The organism is Paenibacillus sp. FSL R10-2736 (genome assembly GCF_038000245.1).
Lineage (GTDB): Bacteria > Bacillota > Bacilli > Paenibacillales > Paenibacillaceae > Paenibacillus_AQ > Paenibacillus_AQ phytohabitans.
On record NZ_JBBOBN010000001.1, the window covers coordinates 4,820,238 to 4,841,208 of the forward strand.

General features: G+C 50.5%; 8 protein-coding genes. 2 read left to right on the forward strand and 6 right to left on the reverse strand.

All coding sequences use genetic code 11. The features are described 5' to 3' along the window. Window positions 1–78: 78 nt before the first annotated feature. The 4 genes from NSQ73_RS20870 to NSQ73_RS20885 form a co-directional block, all read right to left on the reverse strand. Entirely contained in the window at window positions 79–7,881 is a 7,803-nt protein-coding gene (locus NSQ73_RS20870; protein ID WP_340987983.1) for an S-layer homology domain-containing protein, read from the reverse strand. 24 nt (window positions 7,882–7,905) lie between these two features. Continuing rightward, complete coding sequence (locus NSQ73_RS20875; RefSeq protein WP_340987985.1) at window positions 7,906–13,470, reverse strand: hypothetical protein; 5,565 nt, start codon at window positions 13,468–13,470, stop codon at window positions 7,906–7,908. Window positions 13,471–13,860: 390 nt separating this feature from the next. Continuing rightward, on the reverse strand, window positions 13,861–14,514 hold the full coding sequence (locus NSQ73_RS20880; RefSeq protein WP_039303943.1) for a deoxynucleoside kinase: 654 nt from the start codon (window positions 14,512–14,514) through the stop codon (window positions 13,861–13,863). Then, window positions 14,511–15,134: a deoxynucleoside kinase gene (locus NSQ73_RS20885; protein WP_039303946.1), complete on the reverse strand. Its 624-nt coding sequence runs from the start codon at window positions 15,132–15,134 to the stop codon at window positions 14,511–14,513. The genes NSQ73_RS20880 and NSQ73_RS20885 overlap by 4 nt, the downstream gene beginning before the upstream one ends. A 235-nt stretch (window positions 15,135–15,369) precedes the next feature. On the opposite strand from NSQ73_RS20885, the gene NSQ73_RS20890 reads away from it, so the two are divergent. Both NSQ73_RS20890 and NSQ73_RS20895 read left to right on the forward strand, forming a co-directional pair. Continuing rightward, a complete protein-coding gene (locus tag NSQ73_RS20890; protein WP_340987987.1) occupies window positions 15,370–16,881 on the forward strand; it encodes a stalk domain-containing protein in 1,512 nt (503 codons plus the stop codon). Window positions 16,882–16,896: 15 nt separating this feature from the next. Then, on the forward strand, window positions 16,897–17,484 hold the full coding sequence (locus NSQ73_RS20895) for a DUF2441 domain-containing protein (RefSeq protein WP_340987989.1): 588 nt from the start codon (window positions 16,897–16,899) through the stop codon (window positions 17,482–17,484). Between the two features lie 166 nt (window positions 17,485–17,650). Here the strand turns inward: NSQ73_RS20895 and NSQ73_RS20900 are convergent, their stop codons facing one another. Next, window positions 17,651–18,634 carry a phosphotransferase enzyme family protein gene (locus tag NSQ73_RS20900; RefSeq protein ID WP_340987991.1) on the reverse strand — a complete coding sequence of 328 codons (984 nt, stop codon included), beginning with the start codon at window positions 18,632–18,634 and terminating at the stop codon, window positions 17,651–17,653. A 1,197-nt stretch (window positions 18,635–19,831) separates the two neighbouring features. After that, entirely contained in the window at window positions 19,832–20,968 is a 1,137-nt protein-coding gene (nspC, locus tag NSQ73_RS20905; RefSeq protein WP_042140990.1) for a carboxynorspermidine decarboxylase, read from the reverse strand. Window positions 20,969–20,971 lie beyond the last annotated feature (3 nt).

The following is a 20,971-nucleotide window of genomic DNA, read 5'->3' on the forward strand; positions in this document are numbered from 1 at the left end:
GACACCACCCAAATAGTATTATGAATTCCCAGCAGAGTGTGCCCGCACTCCACAATAGGCGGTACGGGCACATTCTTGTTATTGCTTGGCTGTAATCAATTGATCAAGTCTGATAGCAATGGCTGCCGCCTGTTCACGCGTAAGCGGACTGGACGGATTCACCTTGTTGCCTTCCCCAAGGATAATGCCGTTCTTGATGCTCAATGCTACTGCTTGTCTTGCCCATGCGGGAACTTTATCTTTATCGGTGAAACCAGCCAGAATTGCTGTTACTTCTGCATCACTGATCTCACTGCCTGGGCTGACAAGGGTGAGCAGTCTGCCCAGCATCGTCATGGCTTCCATTCGTGTCAGCGTACCCTGAGGCGCATACTTGCCGCCTTCGAATCCGGTGACAATACCCAGCTGTGCAGCAATGGAGACGCTGCGGTTATACCAGCTGCTGCTGCCGACATCACTGAAGCCTGCAGAAGGTGCCTGCTTGTTCATCAGACCTGCGACGCGCAGCAGAATCGTTGGATACTCTGCCCGGGTCACTTTGCCGGTCGGATCAAAGGTATCTGCAGATTTGCCTAATACGAACAGCTTGGCGGAGGCTGCTGCAATACCGTCCTTGCCCCAGCCTGCAGGCATATCCTTGAAGGTCTTCTGATTGCGGATGAAGTAGAGGCTGCCTTCTCCGGTCAATTGCACATTCACAGCCGTACCGCTGCTGTCCAGTTTCCATGGCTCAGTGGTCCAGTTACCGGCTGCATCCTTCAGCACAATTGCTGTAATTTCGTTTGCTGCAAGCGGCGAAGGAATGGCGATCTTGGCTGCAAGTGCCGGTGTCCAGCTGCCTGCTGGCAGGTTAGCCGTTACCGTAACACCCTGTCCTGCGGCCATAAGCGTGAAGCCCTGCTGATCGGCTATGGTCTTCATGGCCTGCTGATCTGCAGTGCTGTTCTGGCCAATGCCCACCACAAGCTCACCATTTAATGCGGTAAGATTCTCAGGTTCGAGAACCAAACGACCCATCGGAACCTCGATAATCACTTTCTTCTTCGCTGCAACGGCCTGCTTCACAACATTCTGATCTACATGGATAATGAATGCTTTTGCAGCCGGATCTGCGGAACTAACCGTGAGATCGCTGCCCGCTGCGGCTTCTTTATCCGTAATCCGGATTACCGCTGTAAGCCCGTTCCATTCAGTGACAACCGGCTGTCCGTTGACAGTTACTTGTGCGGCTGTGTCTGGTGCTTGCTCTTCCACTATGCCTGGTGTGGCAGCTCCGCCGCCACCACCGCCGCCACCGCCACCGCCTGTTCCAGCACCGCTGCTGGACCATACAGTTGCTGTAACCTGACCCGCTGCCTTAACCAGCTTATCGGTAGATGTCCGCTTAGCGAGCACGATTACATCACCGTAAGAAGCGCTGATTATACCGTCCAGCGGAAGGAGCGGCCAAGAGCTGACATTATCATCGAAGGCCGGCAGCACGGCGCCGGAACGATATACCTTATACGCAATCTGCTGTCCGGTCATATCCCCGGAGGAAGTAATGGTGATCTTGGTACGGCTGCTGTCTGCATAAATATAAGAAGTGCTGGCTTGAATTGCACCAAGCTTCTCTGGTTTCGGTACGGCTACTATTGCCGCAACCATGCCTTTGAGCGTTACACCCTCGGACACCTTATACTCTGCTTCAATTAAGCTGGAGCCTGTGGCAAGCGCCGTAACACTGCCTACTGCCGATAAGGACACTGCATCGCCTACGGCGACTGTATAAGTCAATTTCTGCAGATCCTTATCTGCAATTGGCTCATCCTTGAATTTCGGCTTGCCGGTATTCTCGTCCTGTCCATCCGAGACCTTGAGATAAGCCTGAACTTTGCCTGTTTGCCCTGGCTCCAGTTCCTTTTCCATTCCCTTCAAAACCAGTGCTACAGGAACCTTGTAACCAGCGTTCGTGATATCCACAACCGCTGTGTTCAGATTCTTTGCCTCATCGGAGGCAACAATGTTAAGTGCCACGGAAGGCTCATCGGATTTGATCTCCACAGTTCCATTAAAGTCCCCCGTCAGCGGGTCCACCTTAAGGGTAGTAGGAATCTCCACTTCCTTGTATTTGCCATCCGGCTGCAATTGGTTCACTGTATATTTCGCTGTCAGCACAGTTCCTGTTGTTGTAGTTCCTGCTACATGAACAGCGCCGTTTGCGGTACGTTCACCCGTTACCGGCTGATCAAGATACAAGACCGGAGCGATCGTATCTACAGTCATATACAGCATCGTGACCGAGATATCCTTGGTCGTCATGTTTCTGGCTCTCAGTTCAAGAGCGAACGGCCCGTCTGTCTGGAACTGGTCGAGATTCAGAACGCCTTGGCTTCCGCCGCCGGCCTTGGTCGTCAAAGCTACCGACCCGATGGACTTCTCAGCATTAAAGACCTCCACCGTCACATTGGACTGGTCTGAAGTGAGCGTCAGCTTCTGCTTCGTTTCACTGGTCAGCAGGTTAATGTAATTTCCGGTATCCTGCACGGTACCAGATCCGCTTGCCACAGTAAGCTTCGGCAGGCTTGGAACCGGCAGCAGCTTCTTGCTGCTGTTCTGGTGCTCAGCATAGTGATAGTTCTGATTCTTGTCCGCATCTTCAGTTGGAACTGTGGCGGCAGTGACACCGACAACATACTCCGTTCCAACTTCCAGACCGGTATACTTCAACTTGGTCACATCTGTAACCGTTCCTTCAAGGCTGGTCGTATTCACTTCATCCGAAGTGGATAGGGCCTTCCAGCCTCCGATCAGAATACCTTCATATTTACCGGTTGCTGCATTCCAGTAAGGCTGAAGTTCTTCTTCGGTGTACAAAATTTCGCCAAATGGAGAATAAGTCTCCAGCTTGCCGTTCACTTGGACCTGAGCATCAATGACGAAGCTATGCTCGTAAGCGTTATGTCCCGCTTTTTTGGCTCCCGGCTTGAAGGAGAGTGAGAACAATCCGTTACCGGCAGGTACAACCGAGACATCACTGACAACCTGCGGTGCAAGCGGATCAATGAGCTCGAATCGCTGCGGTGAAGTCTTCGTGCCGAAGGTAGCGCTGGATTTCAGCTCGGCCCGCAGATAATAATTGCCTTGTCTGAGCAGGCCGCGGATATCCTCGGGATTGCCCATCAGCGTTACATTCGTTACATCAATTACTGTACTGCCGCTGGTTATGCCACCACTGACAGAACCGCCGGCGCCAACCGGCACATCTTTGGCAATCAGCATCCCCGGATCTCCCGGTGACAGCACCTCTTGCCCTTCCACGATAGTCTTTTCAGTGGTTACCGCATCTTCAGCCAGGTACAGATTCACTGTATCTCCTTCTGCTGCGTTGGCTACTTTCCAGGATGCCGTGAATTTATTGACATTCGAGTTATCCTTCGCGAGATTTACTTCGCTGAGCTGAGGCAGGGTTGGAACATTCATCAGCTTGGTTTCTACAGCCGAGACTGCAGTAAGCGTCCAGGTTCCGCCTTTCTTAGCTTCATTCTCAGGGATAATAATGTAAGCTCTGCGGATATCCACTTCAGCATTAAGCTTGGATGGATCCGGTGATACATCACTTGCAGGAATATATTGTGTAAAAGCATTAGCTTTAGGATTAGGCTTGTCCGGATTCGCAAAGGTTTCGAATACCACTGGATAATCCTTGCCCGCTGCATCCTGCAGCTTAAATTCCGGCATATCCTTACTGCTGTATTCCATTTCGATAATGGCATTACCGGTTGCAGCCCCCATAGGAATCTCATGGATTCTGCCGCCGTTCTTGACCGTAATGCCGCCTACGCCGACATTAACCGATCCGTTCTCAACAATTTTCACACCTTCTGCTACTTCACGGTAGATAATCTCCTGATTCTCTTCCTCAGCAGCAGGGGCGGCCGAAGTGGCAAGAGTCTCTACACCTTCACCAATAACCATCAGGCGCGGTCCATTATCGGGATCATCCACTACGAGATGAATCATACCTTCCGGCAGCTGATCGCTTGATGTACCGAACTCTATGCCTCCGCTCCAGTAGTAGGTAATACCCAGCGAGATGAAGAGAATGCCGATACTGCCCCATACCTTATCATTGTTGACCCCGAGGAACATACTGGACAGCGGCATTCCACCGACAACCGGTACACTATTCGGAATCTGTACTTTGGAGCCGATATAGCCTTCAAAGTCAGTGCGGTTCTTCTCCAGATTCTGTCCGACGAAGATTCCCGCCTTACCGATGATGATATCCCAGCCGCCGATATCCATAGCTGCCTCTACCCGCACGAACCATGGAGTCACCCATTGCGCTTCAAGCAGCGCTTTGGTGAGCATTGGAAGCCGGTCATCCTTCTCAGCTTCTGCGTCTGCGGAGAAGTCAAGCCGTCCTTCCACCTTGAGGCCGGTACGCTTCACCGTCAGGTCAACATCCCCGAAGAAGTACGCCGGGGCAATCCCGAACCGCATGCCTACGCCAGCTTCAATCGTCAGCGGGAACGGGTCCTGCGCCGTACCGCCGGCAATGGTATCCGCCAGCTCGCGCACTGCACCGCGTACAGCGGTCAGATAGGTTGCACCGGTGACAATAATACCCGGAGCCGGCAATTCAGCCCCAAAGGCGATTACATCCGGAAGAATCCGGCCGTCTTTTACCTTTTTGAGCGAGAATTCAATCTCTACACCCAGCATGTTCTTCAGCTGTGCCGCGAACTCCAGGCCATATTCATTACCAACTCCGCCGCCCTGCACGGCATGCTTGATGGTAACCTTACCGCTGGGAGCATCCGGACCTTTCTTCTTATCCGCGTCTTTCTTCTTATCCGGTCCGAACAAGCCCATCTCCTGATTCAGATCGAAGCCGAGTGAGGCATCTACGCCATAGAAGCCTGCGCTGTTGAATATGACATTCTTAATTTCTGAGTTAATGATCTTCAGTGACAATGAGCCGCCGAAGGAAATCCCATTCTCTCTCAGAATGAAATCATTGAAAGAGAAGCCAAAGCCGTCAATCGCGAAGCTTGGAGCCCCAAACAAAGACTGCTTGTTGAAGTACACATCCCCGATCATGACCTGGCGCAGCGGATTCAGTCTGTCGCCCACACCGCCGATAGCCCATTTCAGACTGCCGTTCTGGCTGTCGTCTTCCGGATTACCGTCATTTCCTTTATCTTCCTTACTACCTTCTTCCTCTTCATCGTCATCCTCTGGCGTCTCCACCTTGGACGGATTGTAGTTCTCATCTCCAAGGGATTTGGAGAAGCCGTTGAAGAAATCAAGCGTCCATTCGCCCTTATGGAAGACGAAGCCGCTGCTCGCTACACTGAGCGTTCCGTCACCCTTGATGAACAAGGTATCCAGGAAGGGAAGATCGCCCGGAAGGCTGTTTCCGAAGATGTCCAGCTTGCCGCGTACAAAAGCCAGATCCTTGCCTGTATAGGCAACAGCATCATTAATAATTGCCGGTTCTGTCTTGGTATCGACGATGACCTGCTCTTCATCACCCGTGCCGACCTGCTTGATCATTCCGCGGACCGTAACCAGAACCTCACGGTCGAATTCCGGGTCCTCGGATTCTGCTTCTTCCTGGAAGGCTTCAAAATCCTCTTCTGTTGCAAACAATTTGTAGGCATACAGCGGAGTCTCTTTGAGCGCTTCATCATCCATGAATTCACTGATATCGAATTCAGGATCAACCGCCTTGCTGGCTGCTCCGAACAAGGCCTTGGTCTTCTTATACTCGGTGACAGCTGAGTACAGGAACGAGCCGTTCTTAAATGGCTCACCCGGGAACAGCGAGTTCAGCTGATCCAGCAAGTCATCCTTTACAGAAGCGCCGTTCGCGAGGCCGCTGATATCCACAGCTTCCCTGTACACAGCCATAACTCCGGCTTCACGGATCCGCGTCTCATCATTATCTGTAACCAGGAAGGATTGAGGGGTAGTAATATCGTAAAGGGCTGCTACTTCCTCGTCGCCTCCCGCATCGCCTTTATAGTCGATCTCCACTGCGTATTCACCCAGCGGCAGCTCAGGTCCCAGTCCGGATTCCAGCACATTGCCGCCTTCATCAACCCGTTCCCCGCCGCGGTAAGTAATCCGCATGGCACCTGAGAAACCATCGTCTGTAGGCTGCATAACCACTGCATCCTGCACATTCACCTTGTACCGGCTTCCGGATACCAGATCCTTGAGGTACAGGTCAAAGTTCGGTGCTGTGGTTGCATTGCCCGTATTATAGGCTTCAATGTTCGACAGATTCACAGTCAGATATTTCACATCTGAGCTATACAGCTCTGCCGGTGACAGAGCGTATGAATACGTAGCCGTTGCTTCGCCTACCGGCGGCAGCAGAATGAAGTTTGTACGGCTCGACTCATACTGGGCTTTGATGCCTTCATCCTCAATGCCCTCAATCTTGCCCTGTGTTTCCGGGCTTCTCGCGGAAATCATGTAATCCCGCGTTACCGGCCAAGGTCTGCCTTTAGCCTGAACACGGAAAGTCGCAGTGATGGCATCACCCGGCTTGTACTTCGGCTCAATTCCCAAGGCAGCTTCCTCAGGAGAGGCTGACTTTTTAAATTCCAGCATTTTGCTGCGGTCATTCTCCAGGACTGGCTTGCCATTTGCGTCCAGGACGTCTTTGCCGCTCTCATCCTGCCTGACGAAGCTGAGACCGCTCTCCAGCGTCATCTCCACTTCGATCTTGGAGTGCTCCATATTGTAGGCTTGCAGATTCTCAACCTCGGCTGTGATCGTGAAGACTCCGTTATCCACGTACTTCGACGGAACCGTCTCCCCTTGTTCCAGCGCAGCCGTAGCCAGCTGTTGAACCTGGTCTACATAGCGGATCGAGAACACTTTATCCGGAGCAGTTATTTCTCCAAGTCCATAGACAGTTTCGAAGCTCTGGAAGCCTCCGGCTGCCACTTTATCCGGGTTCCAATAGAAGGCAACGGCGGAGTCCGCCGTGCCGTAATCATTGGTGTCTCTGGTGAAGTCCAGGTTGGGATGTACTTCATAATCCCATTTCGTATTCGCCAGGCCGTTCCAGTGACCGACAATCATTTCATCCACAATATTAATGTTCTGTTCGGCAAAGTTATTGAAGCCATAGGCAACGACATTGGTTGCCTGGGGATTAGTCAAATCCAGCTTGTCGCGCATTACCCAGTAAGAAGGAATCTTGAAGTATGCTCTGTCCTCTTCAGGGATTCCGGCATTATCCTCCGGATTATGCACCAGCTTCCGCTCTACCTGAAGCGGTGACTTGTAAGCTGTTCCAATCTGGAACTGCGGCCCGTCGTTGCCGCCGACCATCGTATCCAGCAGGATCCGGCTTCCGATCTCTACCTGCGCATTGCTCCGGTTATTCACTTCATAGCGGATGTTGACATTTCCGGAATTGACAGCATCCTTGCTGTCGGTGTAGAGCATCAGAATCTGCTTAATCTCTACGCCTTTAATCTTCCAAATCATCTCCAGCTGCTTCGTGCCATTCGAATTCTCTACCACCTTGGGTGTAGTAGTCTCTGAATAATGACTGTTGTCAAACTTGTACTTATTCCCGTAAATATAATCGGTTCCGTCAATCCGGAACGTCGTGAACGACGTTTCCGGATCATCCCCCTGGAACAGCAAGTTTACGTTGTTGTCATTCTTGCGGATGGGCTGGCCATCCACGGTCCGAATCCCGTAGCGTCCGGTTTCATTATCCACAGTAACCTTAATAAAGTTATTCTCTACAACAGTTGTCTTTGTACTGCTGGCCGCCTCCACAAGCGCATGAAAGCTCTCGGAGGTGGACAGAAATACCATGATTATTGTGAGCATGAGCGCGGTAGCGCGTTTGAGCAGCTTCACCATGTATTCCCCCTGTTTATCTTTCATTTATTTCATATTGCCAATAAAGAAGGTGGCAAACTCGCGGTCCCGCTCCTGTGTTCTCACGACAATCGTGTACCAGCCTGTTTTCGGGAAGGTGACTTTAAATTGACTGCTCACGAGTTCGTCATAGGTCAGCTTCTGCTTCACCAGCTTCAGCTGTCCTTCGCGGTACAAACCAGGGTAATACAGAATATCAAATGTTCCTGCCTGATTGACCTTGTCTACTCCGGCTACCTTCATAATGTTGTAGCCTGATACCTTAAAGGTAAGTGTATTGGTATTGAACAGTGCAGACTCTCCGGAGGATGCCGAGATTAAGGTATCGTTACCGAAGATCAGCAGTCCGCCATCCTTCACGACCACCACATCCTGATAAACAACCGTCTCATTCCCTACCTGGTCAACTGCCGTATAAGCTACATGCTGGCGTCCAAGCTTGCTCAGATCCAGCCCGCTGACCGATACCTTCACACCCGCTGCTTCCGATACATTATCGGAAACTGTGAAGCCGCCGAGATCTGCGCGGAAGTTAAAGTCTTTCTTGTTCTGGACAATACCCGCTGTTTCGTTATTCAGTGTCAGCTCAGGCGGTGTGTTATCAAGACCCGCTATTGTAACCGGAACCTTGTTCACATTGCCCAGAAGATCCGAGATGGCGACTACCGCCGACCCGCTGCTCTCAAAGGCACGTGAGTAGCTGAACGTTCCATCAGCCTTACTGATCTGATTCGAATACGCCGCTCCGCCCTCAATAGGTCTTACTCCGAAGAACATTTTATTAGGTGCTGTGACGCTGCCGCTAATCGTAACCTTCACTTTACCCTTGGCATATTTCTGTCCGCCGATCGTAACAATCTGATCGGCCGGAACCGCTTTGCCTTCCGCATCTACAAAGGTGTAGGCAATCTTATCAGCTTCAGGCGGTGCGGAGAGAATATTCGTAACCTTCTCTTTAATGACTGTCGTATTGCCGTACTCATCTACAACTGTGAAGGAGGCTGTTCCATTCTCAGTCAGTGTAATGCTCTTGGCCTGACTGATAATGTTAATAGCTTTAGCCGAGGCATCTGCCTTCTCAACCGTTACTGTAGTGCCGGTGGAGAATAGTACATTGCCGTTATTATCCTTCACGGTATTGAAGGTGCTGCTGCCGTTCAGGCCATATTGGTAGGAACGGACCACTTTCACCTTCGGAGCTTCTTTGTTAATGTTCTTTACCGTGGCTTCGACGGTATTTGTATTCCCGGCCGCGTCCTTAATCTCAAAGACGAAGGTGCCATTTTCCTTGAAGGTGTAGGCATTTTTGCCGCCATTGTTCGTAATCGTTACAGGCTCAGAGGTGCTCTGAAGATAAGCAACCACATTACCGTTCGTACGCTCCATGTTCGAGTATTCAACCGTTCCCTCTGGAGGCGTACCGTCAATATTCTTCACAACCAGATACAGGGTATCTGTCCGGTCCGGATCACCGAGATCGGTCAGATCGAAGCTGTAATAGCCATTCTCATAGATCTTGAATGAGTTTCCGGTCCGCACAGGCACCGAAGGGTTAATCTTCGAAGGCATCACGCGGATACCCGGCGGAAGCGTGAACTCAATATCTGCCCCAACCGTGGCATTTACCGGACTGTTCACGCTGAGCGTTGCAAGCGCATAGACGGGCTGTTCGGTTGTAGATGCGCCTTCGATATCAAGCTTGGCCGCTTCACTGATCAACCCGCCCGGTGTTCTGTACTTGACCCACACCTGCAGCTGTGTCGGATCACCAGTCGGAACCTTCACGGCTACGAAGTTGGTATAAGGCTTCCAGTTGATCCAGCTTGCACCGTTATCAGGTGATACCGAATATTCATATCCCGTTTTGTCCTCTGTCTCGAGGCTCAGCTTCACAATCGCTGTGTATCCATCCTTTGCATCACCGGACAGATAGATAAGAGAAGACTTCGCATCGGATACAGGTGCCTCCGGTTTGGAAGATGCTGATACCTTGAAGGTTCCTCCGCTTGCCGTCACAGAGCTGTTGCCTGCCCCGTCAACCGCGAGTACATATAACCGGTATTCAGCAATTTGTCCCGCGTCCAGCGATTTGTCGTCTATGGACACCGAACCGCCTGCCGGAACGTCCTTCCATTCTGTAGAAGACTCTGTAGGTACTTCTGCACCTATTTCTTGTTTGACCCATTTATATTTGCTGACAAGTCCTGTTTTGCTATAGAATTCCGACACGCTGATCCGCGTTTTCTGCTGCGGCAACGGGTAAGCAATAGCATCAGGGCTGAAATACACCACCGGTGCTTCATTGTCAAAATAATAAGCTTTCGAATAGTAATACGTTCTGTCGCTGTGCTTCACCATAAGATGAATGTATTGCGTTCCGTTCAGTTCAGATTTAGCGGGAATGACATAGCTATAGGTGGCTTCACTTACAGAAGCATTAAGTCCCATCGCTGCCAGCCTGGAATCCGTGTTATCTTCTGTTGCCTCCGCTGCGGCATCTGCTGCCGGTTCAGTAGCGCCTGCTGAAGCAGCAGGTGCAGTTGCCGGCTCGGCACCGCTCTCTGGTGCCGGAGTTTGTTCAGCCGCCAGCGGGGTCAGTTCAGGCTGAACCGGTCCTTCGGACAGGAGCTTAAGGATAGCCACTGGTCCGATGTTTGCCGTAACTTCCGGTTCTGCCGGAGCATTCGGCTCTGCTGGAGCTTCAGGCTGGGGAGTCTCTTCCCCGCTGCCTAAAGAATTGTCCACGGACAGAGGTTGTATCAGCTCCGTACTTGCTTCAAGGCCTGTATATTCATTGTCGGACTCAGGATGAATAGAGCTGCTGCTGATGGCATAGCCCACATAATCCGGGGTCACTCCGCTGATCTGGAACATAACATCATGACTCCGAACGTAGTCAGGATTAGCTTCCGGTGTGAACTGCGTCGGAATCGTAGCCTCTGAACTCACGACAACCGCCTTTTCCTGCGGTGTCTTGACCGTTTCGTTGCCCGCATTATCGAGTGCCTTCAGATAGAGCCAGTAAGCGCCATCCTCATCAATATCCTCATAGGTAGACCGGGTTACGGTATTCCCGGAGTATGATGTATCGGCCCACTTAATGTCCTGCGGTGAATCCCCGTCCTTCACCCATTGATACTGCACGCTCTTGACGCCGCTATGCGGGTCCTTTACAAGTGCTTGCACAGTGGTGCTGTCCTCGGCGGCCATTGTAATGGCAGGTCCCTGGTTGTCCAGCTTCAGGATACCTACTTCATGGGTCCAGTTGGAATCATCCTGTTTGAAATCGTCAACCTTCCAGACACTCAGGTCGCCGTATTGTCCAACAGCGGCCAGCGCCTGATTGTCAGCATAGAAGATTTTATCTGCCTTCGAACCCGGTGCTTCAACAATCCAGGCATCATACTGCGCCTGATGGCTCGCCACATAAGCTTTTTTCTTCTCGTACTGCATCAATTCTCTGGCTGAATCCCAGGTCATATCCGCTGTCCAGGTATGCAGGTACCATTCCCCGCTGTTTCCTTCCTCGAACGCTTCAGGCGGAGGAGAGAGCAGGTTGGTCTTGTTATTCACTACCGACAGCTGTACATTCTGGAATTCTCCGGGATACAGCTCTTCCGACGGTTGTTTGGCAGAGAGCGCGTAACGCTTGAGTGCCGCGTTATTGTCTCCGGATACAGAAGCAAACGGATCCGCTTTATCCTGACTCCACCAGTAGTAGACAAGTCCAACGGAAGGCGATGCTTCCGCACTCATATTGGAAGGCCGGTAGATGCCACGGCTCGGCCGTTCTGCACCACGGTCTGCTTCAGTCGGATCAAGGTGGGGTACTTTAATCGAAGGATCATTGGCATCGATCGTTACCTTACCTTTTTTCGAATAGGCTACATCACTCGCGCCCTGTGCCTCGAACCGGTATCCGATAATCGGTTTTGTATTGTCGATGAACAGGTTCGCCCAGTCTATCTTAGAGTTGGCGAGCGAGAAGTCACTGCCGTAAGGATCAATTTTCTCTTCATGTATTCCATCGAAGTTAGCGGGCTGAATCATCAGGTTGCCTGCGTAATCCTGGATTACATCCGTATCCATATTGATAGGCAAGCTGCCGCCCTTGGCATCATTAGATACGGCAACGGCCTTGAGCAACGGTGTTTCCACAGTTAGTCCGTCAGGTACTGTCATGCGGAAGGTCCAATTTCTTGTATTCTTGCCTGCAACATAATAGGCTTTCATTCCGTTATTGAAAAGAATAAAGGTTTTCTTCTCATCCCAGCCGGTTTTGGCAATTGCCTCTTCCGTCATCTGCAGGGTGAAATCAATAACATCTCCCTTATTCAGCGTAACACCGGTCAGAATCTCCGGTTGAATGCCGTTAGCGGTCTTGGAATACTTCGGACGCACCGCATCCACGATGACGCGGAAGCCGCCTCTATCGAAATCAAACGGGTTCCCGATTTTATTGTTCAGCCAGGCATTGCTGCTCTTGCTCGGCACAGTGTTGAGATTTATAGTAGCTTTATTCCCTGCCGCATCCCTGAGCACGGCTTCTTTCAATTTATTCTCCAGGGACAGATCCATTGGTGCTCCGCCGGTAGTCCCCCCGGTAATTAGCGGTTTCAGGGGTAGATTGCCGCTGTTATGAAAAGGAACTCCGGTATATCTATAGGAAAGTGTTTTCTGATACGTAGTTAGATTGTCCTCATTAAAGGTAATATTCTGCAGATACTGCTGCTGTCCGGCAGCCGGAAGTCCGGTGTCCGGATCATTAATGAACAGCTTTTGCCGCAGGAAATAATCGGAGTTTGCTTTCACTACCGTAGCCGGTCTGACGGGCTCGTTGAAATTGTAGCTGAGTGTGATGTTCTCATCTCTTTTGACATACAGCTCTTGCTGATTAATATTCTCGTTCAGCCGTTCTGCTCCGTTGCCGGTGAAGGTATAGCTGTCAATGACGGGACGCTTGAGATCCTGGAACTTGAGATAGAAGCCCCGTACCCCTGCTGCTTCACCGTCGTCATCCCCTTCACCATATACCCATACTTTAATTTTGGAGGTAGGTGTAATACGGGCTGTAGCCGTTTTGTTATATTTCTGGCTACTGCCGGTTCTTTCTTTGATAATATCCCTTCCGTCGATGGTCACCGTAATTGCCGAATGACGTGTCCACAGGAATCCGGAGTGACGCCGCAGAACCGCAAAACCTGTAATCATCTCTGCTTGTCCGCTCTCCGCCATGGCCTTCAATAACGGATTTTTGGCTACGTCAACCTCGAACGTGACCGTTGCTTCATTATCATCGAGACCGGCATAAATATCACCGGTTGTCCAATCCATTCTGGCATCTTTGTCCGTCTCAGTCTGGGCGAAACCTTCTTCCATATTGTTGTAAAAGTTACCGAAGGCGTTCTCTGCAGGGTAGCTCAGATTCCCCACATGCGCTCCGTTCTTAAACGTTACTTCAAAATCATCACCCGCAGCTTCTGCCAGGCCACTAAAGGAACCGGGTATTAACGACAACAACATGCTGAGAATCAAACTTAGCGAGGTATATTTCTTCAATCTCCTGCTCATTAACAATGTGATGCTCCCCCTTATTCGTTCATCATTTCCTGTCCGGCGTGTAGCAAGATTCGCTGCAGTATCTATTAGCTCCCTTAGCTCCCGCATTCTCCTTTCACTTGCCATCCCGCGGACCAAAAACAATTAAATTCTTATTACTGCAATTATCATATCTGCGATCCATTCTATCAGGCCGCTCTAAACAAACTCTTAACAATTCTCGACAAAAGTCGTTTCAAATGGTCCTGAATAGGGTAAATGTCCCGAAAATATGAAAAAAGTCGCGTTTTCTTTAAAAAAAATGTCTAAAAACACAAAAAAAGCAGCCCCAGATGAACTGGTGCCGCTTCTTAACATCCCTATCTTTTATGATCTCACAAACCATCCGCTAAAATAAAATCCTTACTTCCCCACCGGAGCCCGGCCAATCGCCGCGCCTACCTTATGCAGGATATTCGCCATGGAGGCAGCATCCTTCACATCATATTCGTCAATGTTCAGTCGCAGCACCGGGCAGGCACTGAACTCGTTAATCCACTGGGAATACCGGCCATGCATATGCTCCCAGTAGGAGACATCGGTCTGAATCTCCATCTCGCGCCCGCGCTCATTGATCCGGGTCAGAATTGAAGGCAGACTGCCTTCAATGTAGATCAGCACGTCAGGATGCGGGAAATACGGAGTCATCACCATCGCCTCGTACAGGCTGGTGTAAGTTTCATAGTCGGTTTTTGACATCGTGCCCTGATCGGCATGCATTTTGGCAAAAATCCCTGTGTCCTCGTAAATCGAACGGTCCTGCACGAACCCTCCACCCAGCTCGAACATCTTCTTCTGTTCCTTGAAGCGTTCCGCGAGGAAATAGATCTGCAGGTGGAAGCTCCACCGCTCAAAGTCATGGTAGAACTTCTCCAGATACGGATTATGATCTACCTGCTCAAGCGAAGTCTGGAACTGCAGGCGTTCCGCCAGTGCTGCGGTCAGTGTCGATTTGCCGACGCCCACCGTGCCGGCTACCGTAATAATTGCATTGTCCGGGATGTTGTATGAGTTCATTTCATAAGCTCCTTTAATTGTTCCGCGATTGCGGCGAAGTCTTCCGGGTTCTCTACAAAGTCGACCTTGTTGCCATCGATGGTAATAATGACCGTAGAGGGTTCGCGGCGGGCCAGTGAAGCCATCGCATCGTCATAATCCTCGATCAGCTGCTGCAGATAAGCAGGCGCAATGATCTCTTCGAACGTACGGGCGCGTTTGGCAATTCTGGCCAGCAGCGTATCCAGATCGGCACGAATGTAGAAGATGATATCCGGCTTCGGAAAATCATCAGTCAGGATATGATAGATCTCCCGGTATTTGTCCCGTTTCGATCCCTTCAATGTCCGTTCCCCGAAGATCAGATTCTTATAAATATGATAATCCGAAATGACCGGCTTACCTTTATCTATGTACTGGGTCGTAGTGTCTTCAAGCTGCTTAAACCGGTTGCAGAGAAAAAACATCTCCAGCTGGAAGCTCCAGTCGTCCATATTCTGATAGAACTTGTCCAGAAACGGATTTTCATCCACGATTTCTTTAATGACCGGAAGCTGCATTTCGCTGGCGAGCATCGTGGCGAGGGTTGTTTTACCGGCTCCAATTGGGCCCTCCACGGCTATAAAAGGTGCATGTTTCATTAACGCTGATTTCCTCCTCAAATACGGACAATGCCGGGTACAGCTTATTAAATATCGGTGCACAAATCAAATTCCACAAAAAACAGACTAAATCATTGTAACACAGGAGAGCCGGCTATGAACGGTTAATTTTCAAAGAAACTTTCCGCCCTCATACAGCGTCTATATGGAAGGAAATATATTCTTTTATTTACCTATATCAGTAAAAATAACATTGAGGGTAGAGGGTGCTTTTATGAAAAAAAGAAATCTGCTTGTGAGCTTGATCATGGGTCTGACCGCGGTTCTGAGCATTGGTAATCCTGAGACGGGCTCAGCTGCAAGTGCTTCCGGGGTCGCCTCTTATGGAGCCAATTATCTGATTAAGGATGATGGTTCCCTCTGGGTCTGGGGCGACACCAAATCTGTCCCTACACAGGTTCAGGGGTTAAGTGATGTACAAGCTTCCTTTCCCCTGTGGAACAGCGCACTGGTTACGGCCAGGGACGGCTCTGTCTGGAACTGGGAGACCAACGCCCGGACGATGGAAATAGAAGTGACTCCGATCGCGGAATTAACGAATATGACGGACTTCTTAAGCCTGGAGAGCCGCCGAGTAGCAATCACCGGAGAAGGCAAAGTGTTTATTGCTGTGACGACACCTGACGGTGCGGAGACGACTTCTTTTTCACCAGTCCCCGGTATAGATCAAGTTGCTGCTGTCTCCGGATACAGCGAGAGTAACGGGCAAAGCTCTTGGCGGCGTTTCCTGTTCTTGAAGACGGACGGTACGGTATGGACCACCTTTGACGAATTTGCCACCCTCACGCCTGTAGCTAGTCTGACGGACATCACCCAGCTTGAACAGAATTACGCTCTCCGCAAAGACGGCAGCGTCTGGACCTGGCCGATCCAGAATCCCTATGAACCTGAGACTCTTGGCGATGCTTCTAAGCTTACCGCTACCCGCATGCCAGCCTTATCCAGCGTAAGTATTCTGCGCAACAACGGGAATACCAGACTGGCCATCGACGGACAATCCCGCCTGTGGTTCTGGGGAGCAACCATTACCGGGTTTTCGGACGGAACGATGTATACGAATCAGGCTGTGCCTGTTCTCTTCTCGGGAATCAGCAAGGTGACCGATGCCTACATCGTTGAACGTTCTGTCGTAGCGCTGACCTCGGACGGCAAGGTTTATACGACGACCATTGATACAACCAAGATGTCCCCGGACGCTCCGTTCACTCTGCTCACTTCCGATGTTCAGTCCATGAAGGGCGGCGGAAGACATATTATTATGCAAAAGAAAGACGGAACGCTCTGGGGCTGGGGTGTGAACAAGAATGCTCAGCTCGGATATGGTACCTATGAATTTAATTACCCTGCTCCCGTCCCGATGCAAAAACCGATTTCTGTCACCCTGAATGGTGAATCCGTCGCCTTCACGAACGGGGTAATTACCCGGAACGGGCAGAATTTCATTCCGCTGCGCTCGTTGTTCAGCAAGATGGGGGCCACCGTCGGCTATTCTATGGATAAAGTAGCAACCATCACCGGCACTGCGGAGGGCAAATCGCCGCTATCCATTGTGATTAATACTAAGAGCGGAGCCACGACAGTAAACGGTAAAAGCGTTACGCTGCTTACCCCGCCTTTTGTAGTCAATGGTACAGTCTATCTGCCGCTGCGCTTCATCAGCGAACAGCTCGGGGCCACGGTTGAATGGCTGCCGCAGGAGAGCAGAATTACAATAAGTATGAAATAGGGGGAGCAGCAGTCTATGCAAGTTAACGAATGGTATGTTTATCACATTGTAACCCGAAACAAAATGGACCTTGGGCAGATCATCAGCTTTGACCAAAACCAAAAAAACACCTTATATCACTTCTTTTTTGAGAAGGAACAGATGAATTCCAAAGGTGAAGACTTTATGCAAATTTTGCACGGTAACTATACAAATAACGGCATAAGCATGGATAAAGAGAATGCAGATGTGGCCCTTAGATATATGGGGCAGACCATCCGGGCGATAAGAGAAGCACTCGTTGAAATGGTCAGATTGCAGGAATATCCTGAATATCCTTCCCGGTTGTCGTGCTTGTATGCTGCAAAGAGCTATGAAGACGCTCTGAAATGGAAAGAAATCTTCGTATCTCATCATCGAAAAGTATTGCAGATCGTTAAACTTCGCGTGAACGGGAGGATCTTTGAAGGTGACGGTACTCTTTTGCCAAAGGAGGATGGCCTCCCTTTCTCCCGCAAAATCGAACAAGCCCGGGAATATTGGAAAGGCAATAACCATAACCAGCTTCCTGAGCTGCTGATTAACGGTATAATCGAAGTCGTCGAAATCATTGATGAATTCTAACGTAGTATAATGGTAGTTAAATAAAACAGCGACAGTCCAGGACTTCATTCTATCGTCCTTTGCTGTCGCTGTTTCAGTTTCCAGGTAAGCCTATTACTGATTTATCTGCTGACACCACTCAGCCGGGCCGGGCCGCTGTACAGGTCAGCTTAATTTCAGATTGTGCTTACCCGACAGGCCCGCCAAACCGCGAAGCCCTAGCCGCACATGCATTTGCCAGCCGGCTCCGCAGCGAAGTCAGCCAATCCGGCTCATTCTCTCCCAGCTCCGCTGCGGATCTCAAGATCCGTGCGTAGCCGTACAAATCGGCGAACCGTCTGCACGCTGCCATGGTGGGTCCGTCCTGCGGCAGCGGGCGGCGGCTGATATAGCCGTTCATGAATATTTGCTTCTTGCGCTCATATTCCTCCGGCGCTGCCTCTCCCTCCAGGCTATCCAGTGCCTGTTCAATATCCATAGCGTACCAGTGGTACATCGCATCATCGAAATCAATGGCGTTGATGTTATCCGAGGCCTCGTCATAGAACACATTGTCGGGCTCAAAGTCATAATGGATCAGCCCGTAATTCTCAGGCGTGACAGGTTGTCCGGCAAAATATTCTTCCAGCAACCTTGCCTCGGCCACAGCCGCTTCTTCCCCGGGAAAATCAGCCAGTACGGACAGAATCCATTCCAGCACAGCTTTGTGCGTCCATCTGCCAGGCTGTACAGGCGTATATTCATTGGACAATTGATGAAGCCGGCCCAGCGCTTCACCATATTTATATACGATGTGATCACTAAGCTCTGTGCTGCCCAGCTGCACCCCAGCTACCCGCTTAAATACGGAAGCATAGTATGGCCCCCACGGGGTCTCTGCTTCAATAAGCTCTAATCCTGTTCGCGAGGCTACTGCTTCAAGCACACCATACCCGCGCTCCCGCAGGTAAGCGATGAAGTCAAGCTCTGCCAGTATATTCTCCTTCTGCTTCTCAGCTACTGGAGCGAACCGCAGCAATTGGCTATGCCCTGTGTTCTCAAACGGATACACCGCATTGGAAGAGATCCGGTAATACTGGAACAGATGCAGCGACTCCGGATCATGTTCCCAATTTCCCAGCAGCATCGCCGCCAGTTCCTCATTATTGTGTAGATATTGTAATTTCAGCATGCATAGCAGCTCCCTATAGGTTAGTCAACAGAGGAAGACGCAGCATTAACTTGAATCGCCATTCTTGGGCTCGCAGTCTTCAGCTTTCTGTCTCTATCCTCTGTCCTTTATCTTTACTCATTGTTCTTCGCTGTTCCTTCTTCTGTCTTGCGCTTCTCTCACCGCATCTGCAGCAGCTGCCCGTTCGTATAACCCGGCTGATCTTAATCATGCCGCTCACTCCCTTCACGTTCAAATCATTCTCTGTTCAATGCTACGCCAGATGCAGATTAAGGGCAATGTAACAAACTTTTTTAAGTATGTTTTACAAGTAAACATCGCTGTAAAAAGGCCAGAACGCTTCACATCAGCAGTGTCCCTTCTCCCGCAGCAATACTCACATTAGGAGTTATTAGGTTTTTTGCTTCTTTGCTTCTTTCACTTTCTTCGCTTCCTTCGCTTCTTTCGCTTCCTTTTGGAGCTCAACGGAGCTAAATTGTTGTACTTTTTACAAGATTTTAAGCTGATCAGCCGATCAGAGCTTCAAAATGTTGTATTTTGTGCAAGATTCCCCTTATTTAGCCGATCCGCGTCACGAATTGTTGTATTTTATGCAACATTTCCGGCAGGTCGGCGGATTAGGGGGCAGCAGGTAGTGGTGGGCTGTAAGTAGCGGATAGTACGCTGGGTTGTATTGATGTATTGTACGGTGAACAATATGGCGTGTTGACGCTGAGGTTTAACGTAGGTTGTATTTGAGTAGTATAGTGTGTTGTATGGTGAGCAGTATCGCGTGTTGTACGCTGAGCTTTATCGTGGGTCGTATGGTGTGTTGTATGGTGGGCTGTATGCTGACCTTTATGTGGGTTGTATGGTGGTTGTATGTTGAGTAGTATCGTGGGTTGTATGGTGAACAGTATGGCGTGTTGTACGTTGAGCTTTATCGTGGGTCGTATGGTGGTTGTATGTTGAGTAATATGATGTGTTGTATGGTAAGCAGTATGGCGTGTTGTACGCTGACCTTTATCATAGGTTGTATCGTGGGCTGTATGTTGGCTGTAAGTAGTATAGTGAGCATTTGATGGGCAATAACAGTGTGCAAATAGTAAACAGCAACCAGACAGCCGCAGGATCGCAGCTCCGGGCTGAGCCGCTCCCCCCTCAAACCGCAAAAAAGCGCCCCATCAGCCGCAGCTGATGGAACGCTTCTATACTAACTTAAGACAATCGTCCGCTAAAATCGCTATATTCGAACTCGCGGATAACCTTAATGCCTTCTTCCTCATTGTAGGAAGCAATGGCCGGCAGGTTCACGCCGTTGAACATATGGTTCTTCACCATGGAATAATGCGCCATGTCGAGGAAGATAAGCTTGTCACCGTATTTCAGCGGCTCCGGGAAGGAATAATCCCCGATTACATCCCCTGCCAGGCAGGTCATGCCGCCGAGTCTGTAGGTGTGGGCGAATTCGCCCGGCATTCCGGCACCGATGATGCCCGGACGGTAAGGCATCGCCAGCACATCCGGCATATGGCATTCGGCCGAGGTATCGAGAATCGCGATATCCATACCGTTATGCATCGTGTCGAGTACTGTCGCCACCAGGTAACCGGTGTTAAGGGCAATTGCTTCGCCCGGCTCCAGGTAAATCTCCACGCCATAAGTTTCCTTCATATGCCGGATGCACTTGATCAGCGTCTCCAGGTCATAGTCGGGACGGGTAATATGATGCCCGCCGCCGAAGTTCAGCCATTTCATGCCGTGCAGATACTGGCCGAACTTCTCTTCCACAACCTTAAGCGTACGCTCCAGCGTGTCTGAATTCTGTTCGCACATCGTATGGAAATGCAGCCCGTCGATGCCGTCCAGCTCCTCCGGCCGGAAGTTCGGCAGGGTTACGCCCATACGGGAGTAATTGTAGCAAGGATCATACAGCGGAACTTCAATCTCGGAGTACTCCGGATTGACGCGGATGCCGCAGCTGATCTTCTTCGGTGCGTTCTGCACCCGTTCCTTGAACCGGCTCCATTGGTCAAACGAGTTGAACACAATGTGGTCGGTGTAACCGAGCAGCTCATCGAACTCGCGGTCTACATAAGCCGGCGCATACACATGGACCTCTTTGCCCATCTCCTCGAAGCCCAGGCGGGCTTCGAACAGGGAGCTGGAGGTTACGCCATGCAGGTATTTACCCACCAGCGGGTACATGGAATGCATGGAGAAGCCTTTTTGCGCGAGAAGAATCTTCGCTCCGCTCTGCTCCTGCACATAGTTCAGAGTTTCCAGGTTCTTCGTCAGCAGACGCTCGTCCACGAGATAGGCAGGGGACGGCAGCGCGCTGATATCAATATCTATATC

Bases quoted from the DNA above. Each gene is read 5' to 3' on its own strand.
- NSQ73_RS20870 (WP_340987983.1), bottom strand. From the start codon at position 7,881: ATGGTGAAGCTGCTCAAACGCGCTACCGCGCTCATGCTCACAATAATC.
- NSQ73_RS20875 (WP_340987985.1), bottom strand. From the start codon at position 13,470: ATGAGCAGGAGATTGAAGAAATATACCTCGCTAAGTTTGATTCTCAGC.
- NSQ73_RS20880 (WP_039303943.1), bottom strand. From the start codon at position 14,514: ATGAACTCATACAACATCCCGGACAATGCAATTATTACGGTAGCCGGC.
- NSQ73_RS20885 (WP_039303946.1), bottom strand. From the start codon at position 15,134: ATGAAACATGCACCTTTTATAGCCGTGGAGGGCCCAATTGGAGCCGGT.
- NSQ73_RS20890 (WP_340987987.1), top strand. From the start codon at position 15,370: ATGAAAAAAAGAAATCTGCTTGTGAGCTTGATCATGGGTCTGACCGCG.
- NSQ73_RS20895 (WP_340987989.1), top strand. From the start codon at position 16,897: ATGCAAGTTAACGAATGGTATGTTTATCACATTGTAACCCGAAACAAA.
- NSQ73_RS20900 (WP_340987991.1), bottom strand. From the start codon at position 18,634: ATGCTGAAATTACAATATCTACACAATAATGAGGAACTGGCGGCGATG.